The organism is Corynebacterium freiburgense, assembly GCF_030408815.1.
In the GTDB taxonomy this organism is placed as follows: domain Bacteria; phylum Actinomycetota; class Actinomycetes; order Mycobacteriales; family Mycobacteriaceae; genus Corynebacterium; species Corynebacterium freiburgense.
Genome location: NZ_CP047355.1, coordinates 1,821,107 through 1,846,921, shown reverse-complemented (window position 1 = coordinate 1,846,921; position 25,815 = coordinate 1,821,107). Strand labels below are relative to the sequence as shown.

Annotated in this window: 25 protein-coding genes; 16 read left to right on the top strand and 9 right to left on the bottom strand. The window is 48.9% G+C overall.

Annotated elements, in window-relative coordinates; genetic code table 11:
- The first annotated feature begins 59 nt into the window (after positions 1-59).
- Entirely contained in the window at positions 60-1,874 is a 1,815-nt protein-coding gene (locus tag CFREI_RS08375) for a penicillin-binding transpeptidase domain-containing protein (RefSeq protein WP_035111387.1), read from the top strand.
- Between the two features lie 28 nt (positions 1,875-1,902).
- Here the strand turns inward: CFREI_RS08375 and CFREI_RS08370 are convergent, their stop codons facing one another.
- A complete protein-coding gene (locus CFREI_RS08370; protein ID WP_027012049.1) occupies positions 1,903-2,271 on the bottom strand; it encodes a DUF4259 domain-containing protein in 369 nt (122 codons plus the stop codon).
- A gap of 695 nt (positions 2,272-2,966) precedes the next feature.
- Here CFREI_RS08370 and CFREI_RS08365 point away from each other — a divergent pair.
- Positions 2,967-3,410 (top strand): hypothetical protein, encoded by a 444-nt coding sequence (locus tag CFREI_RS08365; protein WP_027012051.1) that lies wholly within the window; start codon positions 2,967-2,969, stop codon positions 3,408-3,410.
- Between the two features lie 8 nt (positions 3,411-3,418).
- Here the strand turns inward: CFREI_RS08365 and CFREI_RS08360 are convergent, their stop codons facing one another.
- Positions 3,419-4,180 carry a carboxymuconolactone decarboxylase family protein gene (locus CFREI_RS08360; protein WP_027012052.1) on the bottom strand — a complete coding sequence of 254 codons (762 nt, stop codon included), beginning with the start codon at positions 4,178-4,180 and terminating at the stop codon, positions 3,419-3,421.
- Positions 4,181-4,295: 115 nt separating this feature from the next.
- Between CFREI_RS08360 and map the strand changes: the two genes are divergently transcribed.
- From map to CFREI_RS08340, 4 genes are all read left to right on the top strand, one after another.
- On the top strand, positions 4,296-5,171 hold the full coding sequence (map, locus tag CFREI_RS08355; RefSeq protein ID WP_027012053.1) for a type I methionyl aminopeptidase: 876 nt from the start codon (positions 4,296-4,298) through the stop codon (positions 5,169-5,171).
- Entirely contained in the window at positions 5,172-6,617 is a 1,446-nt protein-coding gene (locus tag CFREI_RS08350; RefSeq protein WP_027012054.1) for a cobyric acid synthase, read from the top strand. It begins immediately after the preceding gene.
- A 124-nt stretch (positions 6,618-6,741) separates the two neighbouring features.
- Positions 6,742-7,209, top strand: coding sequence for a hypothetical protein (locus CFREI_RS08345; protein ID WP_027012055.1), 468 nt, complete (start codon positions 6,742-6,744; stop codon positions 7,207-7,209).
- 13 nt (positions 7,210-7,222) lie between these two features.
- Positions 7,223-7,696 carry a hypothetical protein gene (locus CFREI_RS08340; protein WP_027012056.1) on the top strand — a complete coding sequence of 158 codons (474 nt, stop codon included), beginning with the start codon at positions 7,223-7,225 and terminating at the stop codon, positions 7,694-7,696.
- Here CFREI_RS08340 and CFREI_RS08335 read toward each other — a convergent pair.
- From CFREI_RS08335 to CFREI_RS08320, 4 genes are all read right to left on the bottom strand, one after another.
- Positions 7,693-8,421 carry a hypothetical protein gene (locus CFREI_RS08335; protein WP_051255819.1) on the bottom strand — a complete coding sequence of 243 codons (729 nt, stop codon included), beginning with the start codon at positions 8,419-8,421 and terminating at the stop codon, positions 7,693-7,695. The genes CFREI_RS08340 and CFREI_RS08335 overlap by 4 nt on opposite strands.
- A gap of 13 nt (positions 8,422-8,434) precedes the next feature.
- Complete coding sequence (locus tag CFREI_RS08330) at positions 8,435-9,790, bottom strand: MFS transporter (protein WP_051255820.1); 1,356 nt, start codon at positions 9,788-9,790, stop codon at positions 8,435-8,437.
- Between the two features lie 128 nt (positions 9,791-9,918).
- The gene (gene mtr / locus CFREI_RS08325) at positions 9,919-11,283 is read right to left on the bottom strand and encodes a mycothione reductase (RefSeq protein ID WP_035111393.1); all 1,365 of its coding nucleotides are present in this window, start codon (positions 11,281-11,283) and stop codon (positions 9,919-9,921) included.
- Between the two features lie 29 nt (positions 11,284-11,312).
- Complete coding sequence (locus CFREI_RS08320; protein WP_035111772.1) at positions 11,313-12,341, bottom strand: alpha/beta hydrolase; 1,029 nt, start codon at positions 12,339-12,341, stop codon at positions 11,313-11,315.
- Between the two features lie 594 nt (positions 12,342-12,935).
- Between CFREI_RS08320 and mqo the strand changes: the two genes are divergently transcribed.
- The 4 genes from mqo to CFREI_RS08300 all read left to right on the top strand — a co-directional run bounded on the left by mqo (position 12,936) and on the right by CFREI_RS08300 (position 16,947).
- The gene (mqo, locus tag CFREI_RS08315) at positions 12,936-14,366 is read left to right on the top strand and encodes a malate dehydrogenase (quinone) (RefSeq protein ID WP_240483196.1); all 1,431 of its coding nucleotides are present in this window, start codon (positions 12,936-12,938) and stop codon (positions 14,364-14,366) included.
- Positions 14,367-14,369: 3 nt separating this feature from the next.
- Positions 14,370-15,443 carry a magnesium chelatase ATPase subunit I gene (locus CFREI_RS08310; protein ID WP_027012059.1) on the top strand — a complete coding sequence of 358 codons (1,074 nt, stop codon included), beginning with the start codon at positions 14,370-14,372 and terminating at the stop codon, positions 15,441-15,443.
- Between the two features lies 1 nt (position 15,444).
- Positions 15,445-16,209, top strand: coding sequence for a vWA domain-containing protein (locus CFREI_RS08305; RefSeq protein WP_027012060.1), 765 nt, complete (start codon positions 15,445-15,447; stop codon positions 16,207-16,209).
- Positions 16,210-16,368: 159 nt separating this feature from the next.
- A complete protein-coding gene (locus CFREI_RS08300) occupies positions 16,369-16,947 on the top strand; it encodes a VOC family protein (protein WP_240483183.1) in 579 nt (192 codons plus the stop codon).
- On the opposite strand, the gene CFREI_RS08295 is transcribed toward CFREI_RS08300, so the two are convergent.
- The gene (locus CFREI_RS08295; RefSeq protein ID WP_027012061.1) at positions 16,944-17,996 is read right to left on the bottom strand and encodes a serine hydrolase domain-containing protein; all 1,053 of its coding nucleotides are present in this window, start codon (positions 17,994-17,996) and stop codon (positions 16,944-16,946) included. The genes CFREI_RS08300 and CFREI_RS08295 overlap by 4 nt on opposite strands.
- Positions 17,997-18,135: 139 nt before the next feature.
- Here CFREI_RS08295 and cobO point away from each other — a divergent pair, with 139 nt between their 5' ends.
- The 5 genes from cobO (at position 18,136) to CFREI_RS08270 (ending at position 22,026) form a co-directional block, all read left to right on the top strand.
- A complete protein-coding gene (gene cobO, locus CFREI_RS08290; protein WP_027012062.1) occupies positions 18,136-18,756 on the top strand; it encodes a cob(I)yrinic acid a,c-diamide adenosyltransferase in 621 nt (206 codons plus the stop codon).
- Positions 18,750-20,087, top strand: coding sequence for a cobyrinic acid a,c-diamide synthase CobB (locus CFREI_RS08285; protein WP_027012063.1), 1,338 nt, complete (start codon positions 18,750-18,752; stop codon positions 20,085-20,087). Before cobO ends, CFREI_RS08285 begins: the two co-directional genes overlap by 7 nt.
- A 69-nt stretch (positions 20,088-20,156) precedes the next feature.
- Positions 20,157-20,876: a uroporphyrinogen-III C-methyltransferase gene (gene cobA / locus CFREI_RS08280; protein WP_051255822.1), complete on the top strand. Its 720-nt coding sequence runs from the start codon at positions 20,157-20,159 to the stop codon at positions 20,874-20,876.
- Positions 20,873-21,217 carry a gamma-glutamylcyclotransferase family protein gene (locus tag CFREI_RS08275; protein WP_051255823.1) on the top strand — a complete coding sequence of 115 codons (345 nt, stop codon included), beginning with the start codon at positions 20,873-20,875 and terminating at the stop codon, positions 21,215-21,217. The genes cobA and CFREI_RS08275 overlap by 4 nt, the downstream gene beginning before the upstream one ends.
- A 14-nt stretch (positions 21,218-21,231) precedes the next feature.
- Positions 21,232-22,026 (top strand): formate/nitrite transporter family protein, encoded by a 795-nt coding sequence (locus CFREI_RS08270; protein ID WP_051255824.1) that lies wholly within the window; start codon positions 21,232-21,234, stop codon positions 22,024-22,026.
- Here CFREI_RS08270 and CFREI_RS08265 read toward each other — a convergent pair.
- Positions 21,983-22,684: a YaaA family protein gene (locus CFREI_RS08265; protein WP_027012064.1), complete on the bottom strand. Its 702-nt coding sequence runs from the start codon at positions 22,682-22,684 to the stop codon at positions 21,983-21,985. The genes CFREI_RS08270 and CFREI_RS08265 overlap by 44 nt on opposite strands.
- Positions 22,685-22,814: 130 nt before the next feature.
- Between CFREI_RS08265 and CFREI_RS08260 the strand changes: the two genes are divergently transcribed.
- Entirely contained in the window at positions 22,815-24,569 is a 1,755-nt protein-coding gene (locus CFREI_RS08260; protein WP_027012065.1) for a proline--tRNA ligase, read from the top strand.
- 14 nt (positions 24,570-24,583) lie between these two features.
- Here the strand turns inward: CFREI_RS08260 and CFREI_RS08255 are convergent, their stop codons facing one another.
- Complete coding sequence (locus CFREI_RS08255; RefSeq protein ID WP_027012066.1) at positions 24,584-25,804, bottom strand: hypothetical protein; 1,221 nt, start codon at positions 25,802-25,804, stop codon at positions 24,584-24,586.
- Between the last annotated feature and the right edge of the window lie 11 nt (positions 25,805-25,815).

Genomic DNA, 25,815 nt, shown 5'->3' with positions numbered 1-25,815 from the left:
TAAGGTCGATTTCGGTGTGGCCCCACCAGATTGTGCACATAAGGTGTTAGCGTGAGCGCATGAAACGTGTGCTTGCGATTGCTTCGTTGGTGGGTCTACTCGCAGCTTCTGCGTGCACACCAAAACCGGATCTTGCAGATCCCGTTGTAGCGGACTTTTTGGCTGCTGTTGCTCGTGGGGATATGGAAATAGCTGCCAATATGTCGGATCAGCCGGATATAGCTGGAAGTGTCTTGGCTGATTCTTGGGCTGGCATGCAAGCCGAAGGTCTAACGGCTTCAATTGAGCGGGTACATACAAAGGATTCGATTGCAACTGCGACCTACACGCTTACTTGGGACCTGCCGAAGGATCGAACATATAGCTACACGGCTGAAATGACGCTGAGTCAAACTAAAGGGGAGTGGGCCGTTCGATGGCAACCGACCCTGCTGCACCCAAAGCTTGGTGCAAATCAACATTTGGAATTGCGAGCTATTCCTGCGGAACGTGCAAAAGTAATTAGTAGTGATGGCGCCGAAATTCTTAGCCCAGGGGTTGTGTATCGGCTTCTTTTAAACCCTACTGAAGCGGATAATATTACCGGTACGGCTACGCGTATTGCGAATGCATTAGATGATGCACATCGTCGAGATAACACCGTTCCGCAAATTAGCAGTCAGGAACTCGCTGCGAAATTATCGGACGTTAAAGAAACATATTCGGTTGCTGTACTTAATGAAGTTCAAGGCAAAATAATCAAAGAAGAATTGCGAGGCGTCCCCGGTATTACATTGAATGCTGAGGCCGCAATGGTTCGTGCAAATCCAGATTTTGCGCCGGATATTGTTTCTCGTGTGGAAAAAGTAGTGAATAAGGATTTAGAAGGTGCCAATGGGTGGCAGATTGCGGCGGTAAATCCACACGGGGCGCTTATCGACGACCTAGAGGTCCATGCCCCACAACCTGCACCTGCTGTTCGGATAAGCATTGACTACAATATCCAGCAAGCCGCACAACAAGCAGTAGATATGCGCAAGGAAATGAAAGCGATGTTGGTGGCTATTCGCCCTTCAACCGGAGAAATTCTTGCTGTAGCGCAAACAAAGAAAGCGGATGAGGACGGGGATATTGCGCTTATGGGTCAGTATCCACCAGGATCGACATTTAAGATCATTACGGCAGCTGCCGGAGTTATGCATGAGGAATTAACCCCGGATTCTATTGTGCCTTGTCCAGGAACTATGGAAATAGGGCATCGAATTGTAACTAACTACAATCAGTTTTCCCGTGGAAATGTCCCAATGGATACCGCATTTGCGGCGTCATGTAATACGAGTTTTGCTGATATTTCCTCCCGCCTTGAACCTGGTCGCTTGGAAAATGTGGCTAAGCAATTCGGATTGGGTTTAGATTATGAAATAGAAGGCTTTAATACCCTTACCGGTGATGTGCCGGATGGAAAAGAATTAGTTGATAGGGTAGAAGCGGGCTTTGGCCAAGGTAAAGACTTAGCAAGTCCATTCGGAATGGCGTTGGTAGCTGCGACTGCAGCAAACGGTAAAACTCCAAAACCCTATCTTGTTCCTGGCCACACCACAAAAGTGTCAGAAGAAGTAGAACCACCAAGCCCGGAGGCCATTGCGGCATTGCAACGAATGATGCGCTCGGTGGTTACAAGCGGAACAGCCCGCGGTATGGGTGCCCAAGGCGAAATCCGCGGCAAAACTGGTGAGGCTGAAATTTCCGGTGGCTCCCATGCCTGGTTCGCTGGTTACCGTGACGACGTCGCATTCGCTACGCTCGTCGTTCTCGGTGGCGGTTCCGAATCCGCTGTGGGCATTACGGACCACTTCTTCCGTCAAATAGACCAACCCACAGCACCTCCGCAATAGGCTAAGGAAATGTAGTCGGTCTGGAACATTACCTATTTACAATAGCTTCGAGTTGAGATATTTGGTGTTGCACATCTGCAATAACATCTTCCGCATAATCCCACTCTTCTAAGAAAAAGCTTTGTTCGTTTTCCGAGTCGATCATTCCACGGAGAATGCCGAGTGTTTTTTCTTGAAGTAAATCCAGATCATCAAGTGTGCTTGACGGTGCTGTGTATGCGGAATGAAATGAAATAAGCACATGGGCAGCTGCTCGGATCTCGTCATACATTCCTTCCTCATCACTGAAGTTCAGTACGGTTTTCTTGAGGAATTCCCAATCCTTGGATTCCCAAAAAGTATGAAACCAGTCGGCAGCGTCGTCGTTTTCAAAGTAACGGTAACCCCAAGCGCCCATTTTGCGTTCCTTTCATAAGGTATGTGGTCGAAATGAGTGTATGCGCCTTGTCGAACGGCTATCTGGAATTTGCGAATGTTTGTACAAATCTGGGGTGACCTCAGCACTGTTCGCCAGTTGGGGCTCTTTGAGTGGTGGGGTTTGAGGCTGGCTTTTGGGTCTTGTGAAGTGCGGATCTGGCCCGTTGTGTCTGGTGTGGTTTTTGGGGTTCGTGGGATCGTGTTGTCAGGGATTCTGGCGCTAGGGGCTGGGTTTGAACTGGATTTGTGGAGTTTGTGCCTGGTTTTGGGCCGGTGGTTTGGTTGTGCACGTCCGGTGACCTGGTCTTTTCGGTCGCTCGTTGGGCGTGTTGTCACAGATTCCATTTTTTCGGCGGATTTTATGGAATCTGTGACACGATAGGTAGGGAAACGGTCACAGATTCCATTTTTTTCGTTGTTTTTATGGAATCTGCGACACTTGGCATAAAAACATCACTAGTTCAATAGGGCTAGCCTATCAAACACCCGGGAAACCGGCCGAACAGACCGCAAACTCCGGAAATCCAACCCATGCTCCGGAAATCCAGCCCACCCAGCAACCCGAGCACCAACCATTTTGACTTTCGGGGATAAGTTCACCGGTGCGTGATTACCTGGGGGCTGCCGCGACGTCGTATAGCAGGAACCTAAGTGATAGCAGATAGTCTATTTAGTATGGTTTCGTTGCTTCTTGGGTTCTTGGGAGTTTGTATTGGTGCCGTATGTACGGTTTGGGCGGTGACTGCAGTGGAGCGGCAGCGGCACTTTCTTCAAGCGCGAATCCGACAGCATCGAAGTGTGATTGCGCTGTTGGATTTTCTTGTGCTACAACGACAACGCCTGGAATCAGCCGAGGTCACACCAACAAATCATGACTATCGCTACATTGGAGAAACTGGAATGCACTATGCATTTCTAGCGAAACTCCAAGCAATTGATATTGATGTTATCGACGCCCTGCAGCAAACGCAGCACAAACTCGGTGAACTCGCCACGTATTCATATACGGAGCACCTCGTAGAAGAAGTAGTTATGAACCTTGAAAATGTGGCGAGCGAAACTGCACAACGTGCGGCAGGTGTAAAAAACCGCACATATCTAAGTGGTCTTTTTACCTAAGGGTATTCCTATTTACCTCTGGACATACTCGTAATTACCTGCAGGCCATTTAGTGTGCGTGGATAGCCAATAAGCGGGAGTAATTGCGTAACAGTGCTAATTAGCATTGATCGGCTATTGCCCACATTCAAATTCGCTGTTACATGCGCACGTAATTGCGGCTCGCAATTGCCGAGAGCGACCAGCATGCTCAGAGCAAGAAGCTCTCGGACATTTCGCTGAATGCCAGTACGGCTATAAATATCGCCGAATAGGTGGCCTTCAATAAACTCCAAAATGTGGGGTGCATCGGCAGCAATTTCTGAAGTCAAAGACTTAAGTGCGTGGTCACCCAATGTGGCGCGCTGAATTTTTTCACCTGTAGCCTGGCGGGTATCAGTATTGGTGGTGCCTTGTCCCTGAATCGGCAGTTTATAGTCACGGCGCAGAAGCTCATTATTGGTTATATGAAGAAAATCATAGACCCGGCCCATGCCAATATACGCTGAAGCCTGATATAAAATCTCTTTAATCTCAACTGTGGTAACACCCACATTTAATGCGGCCTCAAGCATTACCTTGTACATACCCTCAGATCCATTAGCAATCAATGCTGCCAATTGCACCATGAGGCGAGTGTGGTCATCCAATTCCTTTGTATGGCTTACCACATCACCGTAAGCAAAATTCACATAGAACTCTGCAAGCTCGGGATCCAAGGTTTGAAAACGAGACTTGCGATGATGAAAAAGCGTCTCAAAATACTCTGCTGCTTGCTCATTGATAGACATGGGCCCGAGCGTAGTGGCAAAACGAAATTGCTGCAGAAAGCGCAACCCCGCGCAGTGCAGAGTCTGGCGGGCAGTGAAAGTGTAAGGCTTGGTGGCGGTGAGTACGATGGTGTTCATGTCTGAAACTCGTGCCCGCCTTACACCGGGAAAACCCACTCCTATCCGTTCGGTTCCAAAACATATTATTCGGCCGGAGTATGTATGGAAAGACACGGTCAAAGAAGCTATGGGGGAGCCAATTATTCAGACTGCTGAGACGATTGAGGCCATGCGTGAAGCGTCACGGATTGCGGCAAATGCCCTTGTTGTTGCAGGCCGTGCAGTGGCACCCGGAGTCACTACTGATGAGCTAGATCGCATTGCACACGAATATATGTGTGATCATGGGGCCTATCCTTCTACGCTCGGGTATCGCGGTTTTACCAAAAGTTGCTGTACTTCTTTAAATGAAGTGGTGTGCCATGGGATTCCGGATACCACCGTAATTCAAGATGGTGACATCGTGAATATCGACGTAACGGCGTATAAAAACGGTGTACATGGTGATACAAATGCAACTTTTCTTGCTGGAAATGTAAGCGATGAGCATAGGCTGCTAGTAGAGCGCACTCAAGAAGCAACAATGCGTGCAATTCGCGCCGCAAAGCCGGGCCGTCAGCTTAATGTTATTGGGCGGGTCATTGAATCCTATGCTAAGCGATTTGGCTATAACGTTGTTCGGGATTTCACCGGGCATGGAGTGGGGCCAACATTTCATAATGGGCTTGTTGTACTCCACTACGATAATGATATTTATAACGATGTCCTTGAACCAGGTATGACGCTGACCATTGAGCCCATGATTAATCTTGGGGAATTGCCGTATGAAATCTGGGATGACGGCTGGACGGTAGTAAATAAAGATGGCAAATTCACCGCTCAGTTCGAGCACACAATCGTTATTACCGAAAATGGAAATGAGATCCTTACGCTCCCTGATAAAGAGATCTAAATGACCGCAGTGCTTATCGCTGGCACGACTTCTGATGCCGGTAAATCAGTGATTGTTGCGGGACTTTGCCGCGCACTAACACGTCGTGGAATTCGTGTGGCGCCTTTTAAGGCGCAAAATATGTCGAATAATTCCGCGGTGTGTCCAGATGGTGGGGAGATTGGTCGGGCACAAGCATTACAAGCGGCGGCTTGTGGTTTAGAGCCGAGCGTAGATTTCAATCCGATTCTGCTGAAGCCCGGATCAGATCGCACATCACAACTTGTAGTGCGCGGCCGGGCAGAAGGCAATGTTAGTGCGCGCTCCTATATAGAACACCGAACGCATTTGCGGCAGGTTGCTGCGGATTGTTTGCGGGATTTGGAGTCACGCTTTGATCTTGTGATTTGTGAGGGGGCGGGTTCGCCTGCGGAGATAAACTTGCGTGAAACTGATGTAGCCAATTTTGGGCTTGCGGAAGTTTGCGATCTCCCAGTGTATGTGGTTGGTGATATAGACCGCGGCGGAGTTCTCGCCCATTTGTTTGGAACACATCAGATTATTTCCGCTCAAGATCGAGCCCGGATTCGCGGATTTATTATTAATAAATTCCGTGGTGACCAGAGCATTCTTGATCCCGGTCTGGAAACTCTCGAAACCCGTACAGGTGTGCCAACCGTAGCGGTTTTGCCATATATATCTGGGCTGTGGGTTGATGCCGAAGATTCATTGCAATCTCAGATTGGTGCGACAATTGGTCCGCATTCCGCTGCGCTGGGGAGGCAGCGTTTACGGGTAGCAGCAATTAGGTTGCCACGGGTTTCAAATGCCACCGATGTGGAGGCACTAGCGTGCGAACCGGGTGTTACTGTGACGTGGACTGTAGATCCGGACGCCGTTGCGGAAGCTGATCTGGTGGTCCTTCCAGGTTCTAAAGCAACAGTTTCCGATTTAGCATGGTTGCGCGAAACTGGGCTTTTCGACGCCCTGGCAAACCGCACCAAGCCAACGCTTGGTGTGTGTGGTGGTTACCAGATGTTATGCAAAAACATTATCGATCCCATTGAGGCGGGTGTCCAGGGACCGGTTTCTGGAATCGGTATTTTTGATACTGATATCGAATTCCATAAAGAAAAAACGCTTATTCGGCATCCTCATGGTGCCTATGAAGTCCACCATGGCAGAGTGATTCGAAATAATGAGACCCCATGGATCGGGGATGAAGGTGCGGCAAAAGGTGCGTTTCGGGGAACACATCGTCATGGGCATTTGGAGCACGATGAAACTCGCCGAGAATTCCTGCATTGGGTAGCACAAGAAAGCGGCAAAGATGGGTTTGTTTTAAGCAATAATGCATCATTTCATGGTGAACGAGACCGGCAATTGGATCTTATTGCCGATACCTTAGAAGCCCACTGGGATTTAGATCGGTTTTTGCAACAGATCGGTGTTCATGTGTCTCATTGAGTATTCTCCTTGGGGTGTTAATTTTTACACATTAATAGTTTTATGGACTATATCTAATATTGCTATTGGATAGTCATGTTAGCTTGGGTGCATTCTGCGAGAGCGATTCCCGGAAGGGGTAGTTATGGAGTTGCCAGCACTCACCACCTATCGAATGCAAACAATCCTGCAACAGTTCAATGTCGGCCCTGTGGATAAGGACGATGACGGTCTTATTCTTCGATTTAGCAATGTGTATTTTGTGTTTTCCTTGCTTGAGGAAGTCCACTTACTTCGCATCTATGGTTACTGGTTAGGGCAAGCGACAGACCAAGATACTCAAACAAAACTCATGGCGTTTGTACGGGAGAAAAACGGTGTTGGTCCGTGCCCAAGGTTTCATGCCACTGTTTCTGAACAAGATGTATTGGAAGTAGGTTTTCAGTACTGGATGCCAGCTAACAATGGATTTACAGACGCGCAGATCGCAAACATACTTAGCAAGGTGATGGCCAGTACAGCTAACGCTATGGAGGAGCTTGAATCGGTTGCTCCCGACCTTGTTACTTGGAAATCAATGGGTTCGAATAAGCCCGCAGGCGAAGAAGGATAAAGGGGTAGGGGTCATGGCGTGGTTTCGCCGAAAGCAACAAGAAATTCAACTAGCACCAATCACTATTGAACGTTTATGGGACATATTCCAAGACGATCCAAGCGAAAGTATATTGGACGAAAATCGTATTACTACGATCTATAGGGGTTACGGAGCATCTATGATAATCCCGAACCCGAATATTTTGACTATAGCGCTGGCAAACCCTATTTCGAATTTTCCACGAGATCAAGTTGCAAAGGCAATGAATTGGGCAAGCTCCTGGAATTTGACTGGCACTGTTGGAACATCTCATGTTGAGTTCTCACCCGATAAGGATTTTTTAATGGTGGAATGCTACCACACATTTTTTATTCAAGAAGGGGCAACAGAAGGACAACTTGTAGAGTGGTTATTAGTTGGGTTTGAAAATGAAACCAAACGCTTGAATGACTTTTGTAATGTGTTCGGTGTGGAACCGTATTACTATCGGGAAGAAAATATTTAACTAGCACGTTTAAGTGCTGTGGGGGTACAGAAAAATCCAGCGGCCGCGGCAGTCATAGCTGCGGCAATATATGCCCAGGCGAGTAGGGAAGGTGGTGCAAACCACACGAGTTTGTCTGCTGGTATTGCCGCAACGTACACGGCGTAGAGCATGGTTAGTGCCAGGATAAGGCACGCGGCCGTCGATAAGCGAGCCGGCGTTGTACCCCGCGCAACTCGCACACGGATAATCGAATAAATGCATGCCGCAATGGTCAGTGATGCAACGGAAACTACAGCGATGCGGGTGGTTGTAGTGTCTTGGCCGAGTGCTAAATATCCGGTCGCTGCCGGTCCAGCAATACACGAAAGAATATTTGCAACCCAGGAAGTTGGAAATTGTCCCAAGCCACCAATAAAGCATGCGATCGCGGCAAGTGGCATGCCATATACGGTTCCAATGAGCGCTGCTACGGAGAAATCATTAATATGTGTTAGCCGGGCAATAAAAGTGACTATCCCGATTGCTAAGACTGTAAGGCCGCCAAGCGCGGCAAGGCCTTCAAAGAACGTAAGTTCGCGGCCTTTCCGGAGTTGTGCAAGTGCGGAACCCGCACCGAAAACCACACCAAATGCCGCTAATACCGAATACAACAAACTCGAACGTGTGAACTCATTACCGAGTGTGGCTAATAAGATAGCAACAGCGGTACCGAGGCTAGCCGTAGCCGTAGGAATTCGAAGCATGCCCAGGGTAGACCTACTCTCTTGGTTCGGGAACTGCGCGACGCCACATTACCAGCAACGGTAGTGCAGCAGCCGCCACCAACACGAAAACACTCGGAAGAAATTTCACATCACCAAACACTTGGATGAGTGAACAAAACGCTAACATAATTGTGGTACCCGTGGTCCCCACAATCTGAAGAGCCGAACCAGTAAAACCAGTTTCCTGCACCTTGCAAAGTTCTAATGGTTTCGAAGACATTCGCGGATATAAGAAACCCATGCCAATTGTGGCCAAACCCCAACCTGACACAGCTAATATCCAGTGACCACCTGCAAACGCAACCAGCCCAACCCATAGCGTACCCAAGGCCATACAGATTACGCCGAAACGAAAAACATAAGGGGTGGAGTAGCGCGCACCCCACCGTGATTGGTATTGCGAACCTAAAAACCAAAAAACGCCAGAAATAGTTAATGCAATGCCAGTAAGTGATGGCCCTAAACCATATGCCTGCGCTAGTAATAAGGGAAGGTATACCTCAGCAGCGAAAAACATATCTACAAAACCGCGGGTAGCAACCAAACGCGGAACGCCACGTTGAAAGCGAAGTGTTCCACGTGGCGTAAGAAAATATAATGATGCACAAGCAATTACCAATGAAACAATAAGCACAATAGGTGACCAAACACCTGATAATTGCGATGCCACGCTCATTCCAGTTGCAGCGCATGCCAAAACAAGTGCCGCAAATAGCATCGAGTCTCGTGATTGGTGGTTTTCTCGTTCTGGCTGCTGTAAAACTAATAGCGCTTTTGAAAGCAATGCAACGGAAATTATTACCGCACACATGGCTAATAAAAACACCGAATGCCATGAAAAGGTCACTGTTAAAAACCCAGCAAGACCTGGCCCGATCAAAGAGGGCAAGACCCAAGCCCCGGCAAATGCCGCAAAGACTGATTGGCGTAGCGATATTGGATACACAAGGGCAATAACCGCGTACACCGCAACAATAAGCCCTCCGGTGCCTAACCCTTGAATCGCGCGGGATACTAAAAATACCCAAATATTCGGTGCAACGACCGAAAGTAGGAGCCCGAAACTTAAAATAATTGCCGAAACGATAAAGGAAATTCGCGCCCCAAATCGGTCGGTGGCAAGACCAGAGCCAGCCATGCCAAGAAGTGACGCTGCCAATGCGGATACAAAGGTCAGTGAGTATGCATCGGAGTTCCCAAGTTCAGACGCAATATGCGGCATGACTGCGGTCACCGCGGTCTGATCAAAAGCACACGCGACAATGGCAGTAAGAAGACCGATAGTGGTGAACCTATAGGTTGGCGAAAAAATACCTGGACCACTAGAAAAAGTTAAAGCACGAGCCACTAATACATGTACCTTTCCAAAAAACCATGACAACCGACGCGATCAAAATCTTTAGGTAGCATACTGATCGCGCCGTATGTCCGGACATGCCTAGTGTTGCTCAAGCTATTTGCATAAGGTTGGGATGCTTATGCGAACTCTAATCCAAGGAGGGCGTTTTCAGTAACCTCTGGGAGTGCTGGGTGAATCCAATATTGGTTTCGGGCCACTTCCCGTACATCAAGATCGAATGCCATAACGGTAACAAGTTGCTGGATTAATGTAGATGCTTGCGGGCCAAGAACATGAACACCAAGCAATTGTCCGGTATTGCGATCAGCAATGACCTTCATAAAACCGGTAGTGTCTTCCATAGCCCAGCCATATGCGGTGTCACTGTAGTTTTGGATTTTGATCGTCAGTTCCCGTCCACTGTTTCGTGCTTCTGCTTCGGTCATACCAACACTGGCAAGCTGTGGATTAGTAAAGATCGCTGAAGGTACATGATCGTGTGGCATTGGTTGCAGATCATCCGGATACGCAAGGTTATGGCGCACTGCACGCATTTCTGCATTAGCGACGTGTTTGAGCTGATAAGGGGAGGAAACATCGCCAAGTGCCCAGACACCTTCGGCTGTGGTTCGACCAAATTCATCGACCTTAATCCGAGGGCCATCCATTTCAATACCAGCTAGATGGAGATCCATTTGATCACCATTCGGGGTGCGTCCGGTAGCAACAAGTAGGATTTCACCGTGAAGAACCTCACCATTATCGAGGGTCAATTCGATACCATTTGGGGTCTCTGCGGCGGCGGTTACCTCGTGTCCCAATTGCAAATTCCATTTTGTTGTTGCGATCTCAGTAAACCGCTGAGAAATGGTTTCATCGGCTTTACGCAGAAGTAAAGGACTGCGGTTTGTTACCGTGACCTCAACGCCAAGCGAGGAGAAAACGTGGGCGAACTCGGCAGCAATAAATCCGCCGCCTTGGATAATCATTGACTTTGGCAGTTGTGGTAGCCGCAAAATGTTTTCATTGGTGTAATACGTCACGCCAGACTCTGCAATAACTTTAGGAATCGATGGGCGTGCCCCGGTAGCAATAACGATCCGATCTGCAGAAATGCGTTCCTTGCCAACCTGTAGTGTTCGCGTATCGACGAATCGCGCATGCTCCGAATACACATCAATGTTCGGCGTTTCCGGTCCCTTGCGGTATTCTTCCCCGCTTTGCGCTATCGGATCGATCCTTTGTATGAAAATGCGATCTACGATTGCTGGCCAATCCACTGCTTGAAGAGAGGCTTCTAGGCCGTATTTCGCAGCATCTTGAATTTCCCGCGCAATATCGGCAGCGTACACGAACATTTTTGTAGGAATGCAACCAACATTGAGGCAGGTCCCGCCAAACTTCGCTTTTTCCACAATAGCAATGGAAAGATCATCAAAATAGTGGCTGGGAATAGAGTTACCGGAACCAGCGCCGATAACAATAAGGTCGTAGTGCTTCATATTTATCCTTAACCTGTTTGTTGCCGCACCTATTCCTGGTTATCCTGTGCGGACGGGGCGTCGATAATAGCATTCGCCCATTTCAGGGTTATATCTAGTGCGGATTGCAGCGGTTCCGGTTTAGAAAGGTATACGTCGTGGCGTGCCCCTGGAATGCCCTTGACTGTCACGTTTTTGGAAATTGCATAGGACCAACGGCGAATCTGGTGAACATCAAGCACACCGTCCGATGTATGAATACGCTCAGAAAACTCGGGGCGCAACCAAGATTCAGTTGAGCATAAGACAAGCAGTGGGACACCGCAGTCGATTTGTCCACGATGGATTCGGCGCTGATTTAATAGAATCGTTCGCAACCAAGCATTGTTTTTTACTTGTCCGCCGAGTGGCTTATATGTCAAGTTATAATCCCAATCTCCAAACTGCGACATATGTAATGATTGCCCGTATGCGGCGATAGGCTCCTGATGTAATTGTTTTTGTGGGCGCACTTTCCCAAGCACGTTATAAACGAAAGTTCCAAATTGCACTTTAGGTCTTGAATACATCATTTCAAACCACGGGCTATTTAGTATTGCACCCGCGATTTTTGCGTGTCTGGCGGGATCGTTTCGCCGCAACTCGTCTAACCATAGTGCAACCGTTAGCCCACCAGTTGAGTGTGCATTACACACGATTTTGTTATGCCTGCGTGCGAGTTCATCTAATACGATAGAAAGGTCATCAAAATAAAACTGCAGTGCGGAAGTGTGGTGCCAATGTTGGCCTTTTCGCCACGATCGACCACATTTTCTAAGGTCGATACCATAGACTGCCCAGCCCGCAGAAGCTAAAAATTCTGCGACGTGGGTTAAGAAAAAATAGTCACTCATTCCGTGAATAAATAGCATTGCCGGAGCATTGTGTTGGTCTTGTTTTAGTAATCTGCAATGCCGTACCAATGTGGTTATCACGGTGCCTTCACCGTCAGGGTCGGTGCCGAGCTGAAATGTGCGCCGTTGATAGTCTGGCCCCAAAATATCCGTGGTCCATTCGGGGGCGAGAGGCAATTCATCCATGAAACTATCGTACGTATCTTCAGTTGAAAAAATCCGCACGGATGGTGCAATACGGTAAATATTCATGGATCAAAAACAATTCCATGCACTACGTGTTCTGCTTTATGTAATTGGGCTGGGAATTACCGAAAAATATATCCGTGAATCACCCACCTGGGGGTGAGAGTTATGAATTTGAAATGTACTTAGGGATTCTGTCGAAGCGAGGATAAACCCGCTGCTTACCAATAGCAATGGTGCCGGTGCTGGTGGGTTAGAGCTGGGAGTTTGTTGTGTTCTTGCACTGAGAGCCTTCAATTTTTGCCTACCCCCACGTCATTCAGCGTAGAGTTAATGCAAACACGGCCGCCTATCCTGGCACCCGCTGCCCGGTGGGTGGCCTGTTGGTGCCTTTCAGTATCTGTAGTGGCATCCCTTTTCCCTGCAGTTCCTTGGTAAGGATCTGCTGTTTGGATGCTGCCATTGCCAGGTGTTCTAAGGTCTCGGAAGCGAACGCACAGTCATTGAAGGAAGTTGAAAGCAGTGTCAGAATCCAAGGTTTCTACAATCCCCGTGACCGATGAGGTAGACGTTGCCCTCATTGGTGCTGGCATCATGAGCGCAACTCTAGGCGCAATGCTGCGTGAACTGGAACCCGGCTGGAGCCAGGTTATGGTCGAACGGCTTGATGGCCCGGCCGAAGAATCCTCCTCTCCATGGAATAATGCTGGAACCGGTCACTCTGCCCTTTGCGAACTGAACTACACACCGGAAGTAAATGGCAAAATCAAGACTGCGAATGCAATTGCGGTTAATGAGAAGTTCCAAGTTTCCCGGCAATTTTGGGCACACCAAAAAGACGCAGGCGTGATCACTGATCCACGGGAATTTATTAACCCTGTACCTCACGTTTCTTTCGCACAGGGCGACGATCAGGTTGTTTATTTAAAGAAACGCTTCGATGCTTTAGCTTCACACCCACTATTCCCGAATATGAAATTCACCGATGATCCGGCCGAATTTGCAAAACTCTTGCCGCTGATGGCTAATGGGCGCGATTTCGATGCTGAAAAAGTCGCTATTTCATGGACGGATGCAGGCACGGATATTAACTATGGCGCTATGGCCCGCCAATTTATTGATGCAGCAAAACGCGCCGGAACCACCGTACGTTATGGGCATGAAGTAAAAGATATTTCTGCCGATGGGGATGGTTGGAAACTCAAAGTAAAAAATGTTCACACTGGGGATTTGACCATTATTCGCGCCAACTTTGTTTTTGTCGGTGCAGGTGGCATGGCACTACCATTGCTGCAAAAAGCCCGAATTCCAGAAATTCGTGGTTTTGGTGGCTTCCCGGTATCAGGACAGTGGCTGCGCTGTACAAATGAAGAACTTATTCAGCAGCATAATGCCAAGGTATATGGCAAAGCTTCGGTGGGGGCGCCACCAATGTCGGTTCCACATCTGGATACCCGTGTTATTGATGGCAAAACTGGTTTGCTTTTCGGTCCTTATGCGGGCTGGACGCCGAAGTTCTTAAAGAAGGGCTCGTGGATGGACCTGCCAAAGTCACTGCGTCCAACGAACTTTATGTCTATGATTGCAGTTGGTTTCCAAGAACTTGGACTTACCAAGTATCTGATTGCCGAGCTGATGAAAGATCAGCAAGCCCGTATCGAATCCTTGCGTGAGTATATGCCAGCAGCACGTGATGAAGACTGGGAACTTGTTACGGCTGGCCAGCGCGTGCAGGTAATTAAGCCAATCGTTGGTCCGCGCTTTGGTTCATTGGAATTTGGCACTGCGTTGATTAATAACTCTGAAGGCACAATCGCCGGTATTCTTGGTGCTTCCCCCGGAGCTTCGATCGCCCCAGCGGCAATGGTTGAACTTCTCGAACGTTGCTTCGGTCAGAAGATGGTGGATTGGGGTCCGAAGTTAAAGGAAATGATCCCCTCGTACGGTATTAAACTTTCCACTGACCAAAAACTCTTTAACGAGGTCTGGGAGTACACTCAAAGGACACTCGAATTGGAGGTCTAGCACTTGTCGAATACCGCCCCCGCACTTGGGTTTCCGTTTACCGCCATCGTTGGTCAGGACCAGTTGAGGCTTTCGCTGATACTTACGGCTATTGCGCCCAGGATCGGGGGTGTTGTTGTGCGAGGAGAAAAGGGCACCGCCAAAACTACAACAGTTCGAGCATTCGCTGATTTACTCGATGGTGCACCGCTTATTAATCTGCCGATTGGTGCCACTGAAGACCGGGTAGTTGGATCCCTTGATATGGAAACTGTATTCACTACTGGGCGTGCCGAATACCGTCCGGGATTGCTGGCCCAGGCGCACGGTGGTGTGCTGTATGTCGATGAAGTAAACCTGCTTGCAGATCACCTTGTTGATGCACTTCTCGACGCCGCGGCCACCGGGCGAGTCACGGTGGAACGCGACGGGATTTCTCATACAAGCCCGGCGTCTTTTGTACTTGTGGGAACGATGAATCCGGAAGAAGGCGAACTACGTCCGCAATTATTGGATCGCTTCGGATTAGCAGTAGATGTTGCAGCCTCGAAAGATGTGGAAATACGTTCGGAAATAATTCGTAGGAGGTTGGCATTTGAAGCTGACCCCGAAGGATTTGCCCACGCTTGGCAAGCTTCAGATCGTGAGGTCGCACAACGTATTCACCAGGCACGGGAACTTTTGCCATCGGTTCAATTAAGTGATGTAAACCTTGCTCGTATTGCGCACTTATGTGCTTCATTTGATGTTGATGGCATGCGGGCAGATTTGGTGATTGCCCGGACTGCGATGGCACATGCTGCTTGGCGAGGTGCCGAAACCGTGGATGATGAAGATATTCGAGTCGCCGCTATGCTCGCATTACCGCATCGGCGGCGACGGAATCCATTTGATGAGCCGGGACTTGATCAAGATCAACTTGATGACGTAATGGATGAAGCACGTCAAGAGCACCCAGAGCAAGAAGAGACTGAACAAGACCAAACAAACCAACCACAAACAGAAGAACCATCGGGAGAGGACCAACAGCCCCAAGATGAACCCGATGCCGATGGAGAGGTAGGTAGCGCCGAGACTGGCGCACAGTTTCGTTCCTAGACTGTTTCGCAGGCAGGGTATCGGGACTGAAGGAATTCCTGGTCGCCGATCAAAAGCGTATTCGTCGCACGGGGCAGATGTTCGGGCCATTCGAGGTGGTCGAGGTGTGCATCCCATAGGCACAGTATTAGCCGCAGCCGACCGAGGTGCTGGCGTAATCGAAGGGATGATTGATTTCCGACCGGAGGATTTGCGCGGGTCGTTGCGTCGCGGTACAGAATCGAATCTTATTGTATTTGTTGTCGATTCTTCTGGCTCAATGGCTGCCCGTGATCGTCTATCCGCTGTAACGGGCGCGGTTATTTCTATGCTTAAGGATGCGTATCAACGCCGCGATAAAGTCGCTGTAATTACTGTTCGTGGTGCGGAGCCACAGGTCGTACTTCCACCTACAGGTTCGATTGAAGTTGCAGTACGGCGGCTCGAAGCTCTGCCTACTGGAGGGCGAACACCACTCGGTGAAGGGTTATTACTCGCGCATGAATTAATCGAGCGTGAGCACAGAAAAGAGCCCGGTCGTCGCGCGCTACTGGTTGTGCTTTCCGACGGTCGCGCAACCGGTGTTGCAGGTTTGGAAGGCGTACGCCGTGCGGCGGCTGCTATCGCATCTCGCAAACTTACTGGCAGCCTCGTCATTAATTGTGAACGTGGAGGGCGTATACAACTTGGGTTAGCAAAAGAACTTGCCCAAGGTTTAGAGGGTATTTGTATTGAACTCAATGAAATTAGTGCGGATTCACTTACTGGAGCAATTCATAGTGTCTAAACGTCTAGGTAAGGGGACATGAAATCATGCAGAAAATAATTCCTTGGATTTCATGTAATAACAATGCAGCAGAAATGGCCCAATTCTATAGTTCAGTGTTTCCGAATTGTGTTATCTAACGCCGGAGACAAATATAAACCAAATCCGGCATTGAATTTTATGCTGTATTTTGATCCCACTGAGGATGCACATGCGCAGACAGCATTACGTGAACTATGGGAAAAACTTGTCCATGCAGGCGGTATAGAGCTCATGCCTTTGGGTGAATATCCTTTTAGCCCGCTATATGCATGGGTGGAAGATCAATTCGGTGTGAGCTGGCAGCTATTAATTACTCCTGCAGATACTGCACCGCGCCCATTTGTGGTTCCGAGTTTCTTATTTGGGGGCCCTGCTCAAAACAAAGCAAAACCAGCAATTGAAAAATATCTAGGTGCTTTCGAGGGGTCCTCATTGGGAAATTTGGTCCCGTGGGGTCAAACAATGGGACCCGCGACCCAAGATTCAGTGTTATTTGCAGATTTCAAACTGGCGGACCAATGGTTTACTGCAATGGATTCCGGGGCGGAAACCGAATTCACATTTACTCCAGGGGTTTCGCTATGCGTGAATTGTCAATCACATGAGGAAGCAACCCGTATCCATCAAGCGCTGGATACCCATGTTCTATCGGATCAATCGGGCTCTATCGTCGATGAATTTGGTGTTACTTGGCGGACCTTGCTCGCTATGGATTAAAGATTTGACTTTTCAATTTTCCTAAGGAGCCCAACTGTAGAAGCTAGTGCTCGGAAGCTAGGCCTCATTGCAGCAAATGAGCCATAGTTGATTGTGATATCAGCGTCATGGATTGGGTCATGCCAAAGGTGGGCTGCTGTGGAGCCAAGGTGTCCTGAAAGTTGTGGCCATCCACGTAGCCATGGCATTAGACCCTGAAATTCTACGGTCATACTGCCAGCGCCATAGAGCAGGCCTGTTCGGAATTTATTTCGGGGTTGCCGCATCCATTCCCATGATTCTTTACTTACTAGTGTTCCCGTGCGTAGTGCTTTTAGAAAGACCAAAAAGTCGTCCGGTGTCGCAGCAATGCCACCGCCGGCCCAGTCAATCGTCATTGCATTCGTGCCATCGGCACGAGTTTTGCCTAAATACACCGGTGCAATCGTTTCAATGCCATGAACTGGATGGGAACGCTTAGGCATAAAACTATGGTTCATTTCCAATGGCACAAAGATGCGTTTATGTACCAATTCGTGGTATTCCGCGCCGGTAATAGTTTCAAGTACGAGGCCCAAGAGAAGAAAACCAGTATCGCTGTAGAAAAAGCGTTTTCCGGGTGCCCCTACCGGTTTTTGATATTGCTGCGAATGGGCCAATAGTTCCTGAGGCGTCCAAAACCTATCTGGGTCTTTTTCGGCTATTTTTGCAATTGTTAGTCCTTTAGCGCGCCCCAAAAAGTAGTCATTTGCCCCAGAAGTATGGGTGAGTAATTGTTCAATTGTGACTTCGCGGATTTTGTTATCAGCAAAGATTCCAACTAGGTGTTTAGTTTCGAGGATCGACGCCACTTGGGTGTGAAGCGCGATATTGCCGCGCTCGACAAGCTGCATAATAAGTGCAGCGGCGGCGAGTTTTCCTACGCTAGCTGCATGGAAAGGCACATCGGTATAGCCGTAATGATAATCGATGCCCAGTCTTGGGCAGCGTATGGCAACTTGTGGTTGCCATTTACGGGTGTGCGCTTCAAAAACTTGATCAAGTTTTCTACTCAATGATGTTTCATCCATTATGGCTTACCTCGCAGATTACATCTGGGCCGCATTGCATTCTACCGGGAATAATCTTAAGCGTATTTATATTGGGTTCGTATAGTGCTTGCTGGCTAGAGTAAGATCCTAATGTTCTTCCCAATCAAGGAGTGTTTCTATGCCGAAGGGCAAAGTAGATCCTGCCAATATTCCAGATGATGGTTTAACTACCCGTCAGCGTCGTTTATTGCCAATTACTGCAGTGCATACCGGCCCGGGTAAAGGGAAGTCTACTGCTGCATTTGGTATGGCTTTGCGGGCTTGGAATCAAGGTTTCAATATTGGGGTGTTTCAGTTTGTTAAGTCTGCAAAATGGAAGGTGGGGGAGGAGTCGGTTTTTCGTCGGTTAGGACAGCTACATCAGGAAACCGGTGAAGGGGGCGCCGTGCAGTGGCATAAAATGGGTGAGGGCTGGTCCTGGGCTAAGAAAGCCGGAAGTGTTGAGGACCATGCTCGGGATGCTGCTGAGGGGTGGGCAGAGGTTAAACGTAGGATTCTGGCGGAAGAACATGATTTCTATGTTTTGGACGAATTTACGTATCCAATTAAGTGGGGTTGGGTAGATATTGATGATGTCGTGGAAACCTTGCGTAGACGGCCAGGTACGCAACATATTGTGATTACGGGTCGAGACGCGGATCCGAAGTTAGTTGAGGTTGCGGATTTAGTAACAGAAATGACTAAAGTAAAGCACCCAATGGATATTGGGCGTAAGGGCCAAAAGGGTATCGAGTGGTAACCCCAGGTATTTGTATTGCTGCCGCCGGTTCAGGAACAGGCAAAACCACCATTGCTACCGGTTTGATAGCGGCATTGGCGCGGCGTCGAAAAGTAGCACCGTTTAAAGTCGGCCCAGATTATATTGACCCCGGTTATCATACGCTTGCCGCAGGTCGTGTGGGGCGAAACTTAGATTCAGTGATGTGTGGACCCGAACGGATTGGGCCCCTGTATGCGCATGGGAGCGAGGGGGCAGACATAAGCATTGTTGAAGGTGTTATGGGGCTTTTCGACGGCCGCATTAGTGACGGTGCAGGGTCAACGGCCGATGTTGCTGCATGTTTAGGTTTGCCAGTTGTGCTTGTGGTTGATGTTCGTGGCATGAGTCAATCAGTTGGTGCGCTTGTACGAGGATTTTCGATTGCTCGTACTGATGTTCGCATTGCGGGTGTGATTTTAAATCAGGCTGGTACGCAACGGCACGCAATGGTGTGCAAAGACGCAGTGGAAGCCGAAGGTATTCCAGTTGTAGGGATTGTGCCACGCATGGAAAAGGTGGAAGTGCCTTCGCGTCATCTTGGATTGGTGACCGCTGCGGAGCGAGGAAGCGCAGCCGTTGAAGCGGTCGAGCGAATGGCTGACCTTATTGAAGAGCATTGTGATCTTGATGCCATTATGGGACTAGCTCGTATTGGCTATTCAGGGCCGGCATGGGATCCTGCAAAAGAAGTTCAGCATATTGGGAACATTCGCGTGGCAATGGCTGGCGGACCTGCTTTTACATTTGCATATGCCGAACATGAAGAATTATTGACGGCCTGCGGTGCAGACGTGATCCGTTTTGATCCGCTCCATGATGATTTCCCCGAATGTGATGCCCTTGTTATTCCTGGTGGGTTTCCTGAAGAGCATGTAGAACAACTTTCAAAGCGAACGGATTTACGTGAAGCTGTGCGGCAACATGTGCAGGCGCGGAAGCCGATTCATGGTGAATGTGCCGGACTGCTATGGCTTGTTGAAAGTTTGGATGCCCACCCAATGCTTGGAGTGATTGGTACTCATGCAGCTATGGGGCGCAGGCTCACACTTGGCTACCGCGAAGCAGTGGCCCTACACGATTCACTTTTATATCGAGCAGGTGAGCGAATAGTGGGACATGAATTCCATCACACGGCGCTGACTGACGGGAATGTTGAGGGCTGGAATCCAGCATGGGCATGGCGTGGTTGGGACGGTGAGGCACGCAATGAGGGATTTATTTCTGATGTAGTCCACGCCTCTTATCTGCATGTACATCCGGCTGCTGCACCTTGGGCAGTCGAACGTTTTGTTGCTGCTGCTTTACCCTGAAACCTGCTTTGTAACTGGTCATTGGCTGCGAATATGTAACCCCAGGTGAGGGGGCTAAAATAAACGCCTATGAACGTTACTCTTGTTGGTGGTGGACCAGGCGCATGGGATTTGATCACGGTTCGAGGTTTACGAGCCGTTGAAGCGGCAGATGTTATCCTTGCAGATCATTTAGGTCCCGCCAGTGAGCTACACCAGCTATGTGACCTTAGCGGCAAAGAAATAATCGATGCTTCGAAATTGCCGTACGGGAAGCAAATGGCGCAATCAAAGATTAATGAACTCATGGTGCACCATGCGCAAGCTGGTAAACGAGTAGTAAGGCTCAAAGGGGGAGACTCATATGTTTTCGGACGAGGATTCGAAGAAGTGCAAGCATGTGCGGAAGCGGGAGTGCCATGTGAGGTCATACCTGGAGTAAGCAGTGCCATTGCTGTACCTGGAGCTGCCGGAATACCTGTTACTCAACGTGGCGTTGTACATTCGTTTACCGTAATTTCTGGTCACGTTCCCCCTGGGCATCCAAGCTCGCTTAATAATTGGGAGGCACTCGCACAGACTGGCGGCACGCTCGTAGTTATTATGGGCGTGAAAAATTCTGGGGCAATCGCACAGGCACTGATTGATGCGGGCCGTGATTCGAATACACCTGCGGCAGTTATTCAGGAAGGAACGACGGAAACACAGCGCGCCTTTCGATGCACTTTGGGTACTATAGCTAGCACTATCGAAGAACACTCTATTCAACCCCCGGCGGTATATGTGATCGGAGAGGTGGCGGCATTATGAAACTCTTTGTATATGGAACACTAAAAAGCGGCCAGGAAAACCACCATTATTGTGCCGGGGTGCTATCAAAAGAGCCGGCACGGATCGAAGGACGGCTTTTCGATTATGGGGAGTACCCTGCCCTCGTATTGGGCGGTGGTGTTGTACATGGTGAACTACTCACCTTTGAAAATGATGATGTTTTGGAAGTGCTCGATGAAATCGAAGAGGTGCACAATGGTGTGTATGAACGGAGTCTGCATCCAGTGTACGTAGGTGTGAAAACAGAAGAAGCTTGGGTGTACCATCAAACAGCTGTTACTGAGGGGGATTACTTACCGGAAGGGCGTTGGCCACAGTAGTACATAATGAATAGGTGCTAAGCCTAAAAGAAAACCTAGAAAACCAAGCTCAATATGCGAAAAAACGCGTCGACGCCATGCGTTACCCTATGGCATTTTTGTCATCATCATGTATTGCTGGAGCGTTTATCGGGCTAGGTGTACTTTTTATGCTTACCGCCGGTGGGCCTTTCCTGGTGGCCAGGCATCCGGCGGCGTCGATTATTGGCGGAAGTGTTTTCGGAATCGGCCTTATTCTCGTTGTTGTGAGCGGCGCTCAATTGCTTACTTCCGCAATGATGGTGCTTCCAATTGGCTTGGCGCGAAAAACAATAACCCTCCGTGGGGCTGCCGCCAGTTCAATATTGATGTATTTCGGAAATTTTATAGGCAGCCTTGTCCTAGCTGTAGTGATCGTTGCCTCGGGGTTGGTGCGTCCTGGCACCCCTGCAGGTGAATACCTGAGTGCGGTAGTTCACCATAAAGCCCATCACACTATTACCGAATTAGTATTCCTTGGCGTGCTTTGTAATATTTTTGTATGTCTTGCTGTATGGGGTGCAGCGGCAACTGAAAATGCGGCCGCAAAAGTTGCAATTATTGCATGGTGTGTCGCGGCTTTTGTGGCCTCAGGTACCGAACACGTTGTGGCAAATATGACTATATTTAGTGCCGCACTGTTCCAAGGGGTGGACGGAATCGCAATGTCCGATTTGCTAAGGAATCAACTATGGGTATGTATTGGAAATGCGCTCGGGGGAGGAGCGTTTATTGCCGCACCGCTACTTATGTCTGATCCACGACCATCGTTAGTGACGTCGGTGAAGTAATGGTTAGATTCATATTTGATGCTTCAACAATATCTTCGATCGTCAGTAGTTCGTCTGGAACCTGCGATAACTCACGCGCTAATAAGCCCTTATAGTGTTTATTAAAGTGGCTAATCACCTTTCCATCTGGGTTTTCTACCCTTAGGGTAATGGCTTCTTTATGCGGGCCCAATTGTAAGTAGGCACCACTGCGTAAATCCAATACCAATTGTTGTTGATCATCGAGTACTTCCGTAATGGTGTTGCCCCAATGTGATTTCAATGTGCCATCGAGTTTGGAATTACCAGAAAGCCGATATTTAGGTATTGGATCCTTGGCCATAAGCAGCCCAAATAGTGCGGAGCCAATTGCCAAACGATTCCATGAAGCCGCAGGGAGCGAGGGGGCGTCGAGGGCGTCGAAAAGCACGCCGGTATAGCGCAATAATGCCGGGGATGTTGGAGCGGTGCGCAACTCATAATTCGCTTCCGCTTCCGAACGTGACTTCGGGCCGAGTTTGAGTATGCCCATGGCCTGTTCAATGTCCAAAGACTCCAGTTTTGAAATCAAGGTTTCGCGAATTGGGTTAAGCGAAGGAAAACTCAATTGCGCTAAGGAAAGCGAAGGTCCTGAACCTCCGGCGGCCTTGGTTTCACTCGGTGGAAGAATAATCAGCATGACCACATAGAATACTCACTAATCCGGGCTAATGGTATGCGGTGGGCAGAAGGGTCGCGGGATGGTCGAATACACCCAAATAAGGAGGCCATACCCCCGTTTGGCGGGGCTATGAGTAAACTAACCAACCATGATTACTCGTATGTCTACGCTCTTTTTGCGTACCTTGCGTGAGGACCCAGCTGACGCTGAAGTCCCCAGCCATAAACTCCTTGTCCGCGCCGGGTTTATTCGCCGCGTTGCACCAGGTGTGTATTCTTGGCTGCCGCTTGGTTTAAAAGCGCTGCGCAATATTGAGCAGGTTGTTCGCGAAGAAATGGAAGCTATTGGCGCACAAGAAATCGCACTTCCTGCATTATTGCCTCGCGAACCATACGAAGTTTCTAATCGGTGGACAGAATATGGGGAAAATCTATTCCGTTTGCAAGATCGGAAAGGGGCTGATTACTTACTAGGTCCTACTCATGAAGAGATGTTTACTTCTGCGGTAAAGGATCTATATTCCTCCTACAAAGATTTCCCTGTTATTTTGTACCAAATCCAAACAAAATATCGTGATGAAGAACGCCCTCGTGCCGGGATTTTACGAGGTCGGGAATTTGTTATGAAGGATTCGTATTCATTCGATATGACGGATGCGGGTTTGGATAGCTCCTATCAAGCACACCGCCGTGCATACCAAAATATTTTTGATCGTCTTGGTGTGGAATATGTGATTTGCAAAGCTACATCAGGCGCAATGGGTGGTTCGGCTTCGGAAGAGTTTCTGGCGATCTCACCAAATGGCGAAGATACATATGTTCGTGCGAGTGAGGGTGATTATGCTGCCAATGTGGAAGCAGTGGTTACGCAGCCCGGTATTGAGCGAGAAATCGCTGGCCAGCCTGAGGCGGCTATTTATGAAACACCCCAAAGTGAAACCATCGAAACTCTAGTCGCATGGGCGCGTAGTGCAGGGATTACCGTTGACGGCCGCGAAGTAGAAGCTTCCGATACGCTGAAATGCTTAATGGTGAAGATCACCGAACCTGGTGGCGAACCAGAGCTTACTGGCATTTTGCTACCAGGCGATCGGGAAGTGGATATGAAACGCCTGGAAGCTTCGGTCGAACCTGCTGTTGTGGAATTATGCACAGATGAGGACTTTGCTCAGCATTCCTTCCTTGTAAAAGGCTACGTTGGCCCAGTTGGGCTGATCGCAAACGGAGTGCGAGTACTCGCCGACCCACGGGTTGTTCGGGGCACCTCCTGGATTACGGGTGCCGACGCCCCGCAGCGCCATGTTGTTGGATTAGTTGCTGGCCGCGACTTTGAGGTCGAAGGTTTTATCGAGGCAGCTGAGGTTCGGGAAGGCGATCCAGCGCCAAATGGTCAAGGCGTGCTGACCTTGCAACGCGGCATTGAAATCGGACATATTTTCCAGCTGGGTCGTAAGTATACGGAAGCGTTTGACGTCCAAATCCTCGATGAAAACGGCAAACGCTCCTTGCCAACAATGGGATCCTATGGCATTGGAATATCTCGACTTTTGGCGGTTATCGCCGAACAACGTCATGACGAGCAAGGCCTCAATTGGCCAAAAGAAGTTGCGCCTTACTCCGTTCACGTTGTAGTTGCTAATAAGGATGCCGAGGCTACAGCTGCCGCGGAAGCCTTGGTAGCCGAATTAGCTGACCAGGGGATCGAAGTACTGTTCGACGATCGCCCAAAGGTCAGTCCCGGAGTGAAGTTTAAGGATTCCGAACTGCTTGGCATGCCATATGTTGTTGTGCTTGGTAGGTCCTTTAAAGAAGGAAAAGTGGAACTTCGGATCCGCGGCGGTGACACCACAGAATTGGAATACACCACCGCTGTAGAAAGCATTATTGATGTAGTGAAAAACTAACATTAATAAGCGTGTTAGGAGCTTTGGAGCCAACGGGTAATATACCCGGCGGCGTCCAAAGCTTCTTTTACTTCCAATACGCTATGGCCTTTTCGAAGACACCAAAAACCAGCCTGAAATTCAGCGGAAACAACATTGTGCTTTCCCTTTTCACGGAACACAAATGTTGGCCGGCATTCAAGATACCCATATTGAGCCGCCATAAACATTGCTGGTAACCCTTGAAAAGAAACACCCGGAAGGGTCCATTGTGGTGTTTTCATTTCAAAGCGATAGTCCTCGTCGCCAAATAGCACTATCAGGTGCCGGAAAAGATCGAGTAGCCCCAACTGATGTTTGGCTGCAAAATCCAAGAGAAACGGAAGTACCTGTGGTGCCGATGATTGGGCAACAGTAACGCGAATGCAGCGGTCTCCATGGAGGCCCGGGGCGTCGAAAAGCTCCACGCCTGGCACCGAATAAATATCTTTCCGCAGGCGAACTAGACCGGCGTCAAGCATGGGGGAATTCACCTCTTGTGCAAAAAAGCGCTTGGGTAGGGAAGTTTCCGTGAATTTTATTGAATTGAATGTTGTGTATTGATCGGTCTCAAACAATACAAAATCATATCCGACGCGAGTCCAAGGGTGCTTTTCAAATGTTTGGTCACGATCTAACCATTGGTGCATAAGGCGCGCAACCCACTGCGCATTTGGGGTAAGAAGTTGATAATGCCGGTCCCGGTCCCCATCGCGATACTCGATAATCCAATTACCTTTTGCCGCTGGACGAGCCTGAATATACTGCTCACTATCCTGCACATTTTTAATAATCAGAAAATCATTATTTGCGCGCCGAAGCCGGGTTGCCGCATATCGAAGGGTTTCTAATAGACCAGCCCTTGGCGTGACCGACAGAAACCAAGTGCCAGTTTCAGAGGAAAAATGCGGTGATTCATCACCGAACATAAGTATTCGTTGTCCCTCAAGATGTGCCAAGCCCAATTTGTGTAATACTGCAAACTCAATAAGTCCCGAGGTATCGCCGCACTCAACTTTAATACACCGATCACCAGCGAGCTTGGGATTGAGTTGTGGGCTAATACTATAAAGTGCTCTAGTCAGATGCTCACTAATTTTCGGTTTTGCCTTGAGACGTGGCACAAGCAAACTATCCGGCAGATGAAGTGAACTCACCTGCACGGAATTATCAGGCAAATAGTCAGGTTCAAACAGTACAAAAGAGTTCCGCTGCATCTACCAAAGTG

Excerpts from the sequence above, each read along its gene's own strand:
- CFREI_RS08350 (WP_027012054.1), top strand. The coding sequence starts at position 5,172 with ATGACCGCAGTGCTTATCGCTGGCACGACTTCTGATGCCGGTAAATCA.
- mtr (WP_035111393.1), bottom strand. The coding sequence starts at position 11,283 with ATGAAGCACTACGACCTTATTGTTATCGGCGCTGGTTCCGGTAACTCT.
- CFREI_RS08360 (WP_027012052.1), bottom strand. The coding sequence starts at position 4,180 with ATGTCTATCAATGAGCAAGCAGCAGAGTATTTTGAGACGCTTTTTCAT.
- CFREI_RS08295 (WP_027012061.1), bottom strand. The coding sequence starts at position 17,996 with ATGGATGAAACATCATTGAGTAGAAAACTTGATCAAGTTTTTGAAGCG.
- map (WP_027012053.1), top strand. The coding sequence starts at position 4,296 with ATGTCTGAAACTCGTGCCCGCCTTACACCGGGAAAACCCACTCCTATC.
- CFREI_RS08375 (WP_035111387.1), top strand. The coding sequence starts at position 60 with ATGAAACGTGTGCTTGCGATTGCTTCGTTGGTGGGTCTACTCGCAGCT.
- CFREI_RS08345 (WP_027012055.1), top strand. The coding sequence starts at position 6,742 with ATGGAGTTGCCAGCACTCACCACCTATCGAATGCAAACAATCCTGCAA.
- CFREI_RS08370 (WP_027012049.1), bottom strand. The coding sequence starts at position 2,271 with ATGGGCGCTTGGGGTTACCGTTACTTTGAAAACGACGACGCTGCCGAC.
- cobA (WP_051255822.1), top strand. The coding sequence starts at position 20,157 with ATGAACGTTACTCTTGTTGGTGGTGGACCAGGCGCATGGGATTTGATC.
- CFREI_RS08275 (WP_051255823.1), top strand. The coding sequence starts at position 20,873 with ATGAAACTCTTTGTATATGGAACACTAAAAAGCGGCCAGGAAAACCAC.
- CFREI_RS08300 (WP_240483183.1), top strand. The coding sequence starts at position 16,369 with ATGCTGTATTTTGATCCCACTGAGGATGCACATGCGCAGACAGCATTA.
- CFREI_RS08365 (WP_027012051.1), top strand. The coding sequence starts at position 2,967 with ATGGTTTCGTTGCTTCTTGGGTTCTTGGGAGTTTGTATTGGTGCCGTA.
- CFREI_RS08255 (WP_027012066.1), bottom strand. The coding sequence starts at position 25,804 with ATGCAGCGGAACTCTTTTGTACTGTTTGAACCTGACTATTTGCCTGAT.
- CFREI_RS08335 (WP_051255819.1), bottom strand. The coding sequence starts at position 8,421 with ATGCTTCGAATTCCTACGGCTACGGCTAGCCTCGGTACCGCTGTTGCT.
- CFREI_RS08265 (WP_027012064.1), bottom strand. The coding sequence starts at position 22,684 with ATGCTGATTATTCTTCCACCGAGTGAAACCAAGGCCGCCGGAGGTTCA.
- CFREI_RS08260 (WP_027012065.1), top strand. The coding sequence starts at position 22,815 with ATGATTACTCGTATGTCTACGCTCTTTTTGCGTACCTTGCGTGAGGAC.
- CFREI_RS08320 (WP_035111772.1), bottom strand. The coding sequence starts at position 12,341 with ATGGATGAATTGCCTCTCGCCCCCGAATGGACCACGGATATTTTGGGG.
- cobO (WP_027012062.1), top strand. The coding sequence starts at position 18,136 with ATGCCGAAGGGCAAAGTAGATCCTGCCAATATTCCAGATGATGGTTTA.
- CFREI_RS08340 (WP_027012056.1), top strand. The coding sequence starts at position 7,223 with ATGGCGTGGTTTCGCCGAAAGCAACAAGAAATTCAACTAGCACCAATC.
- mqo (WP_240483196.1), top strand. The coding sequence starts at position 12,936 with ATGAGCGCAACTCTAGGCGCAATGCTGCGTGAACTGGAACCCGGCTGG.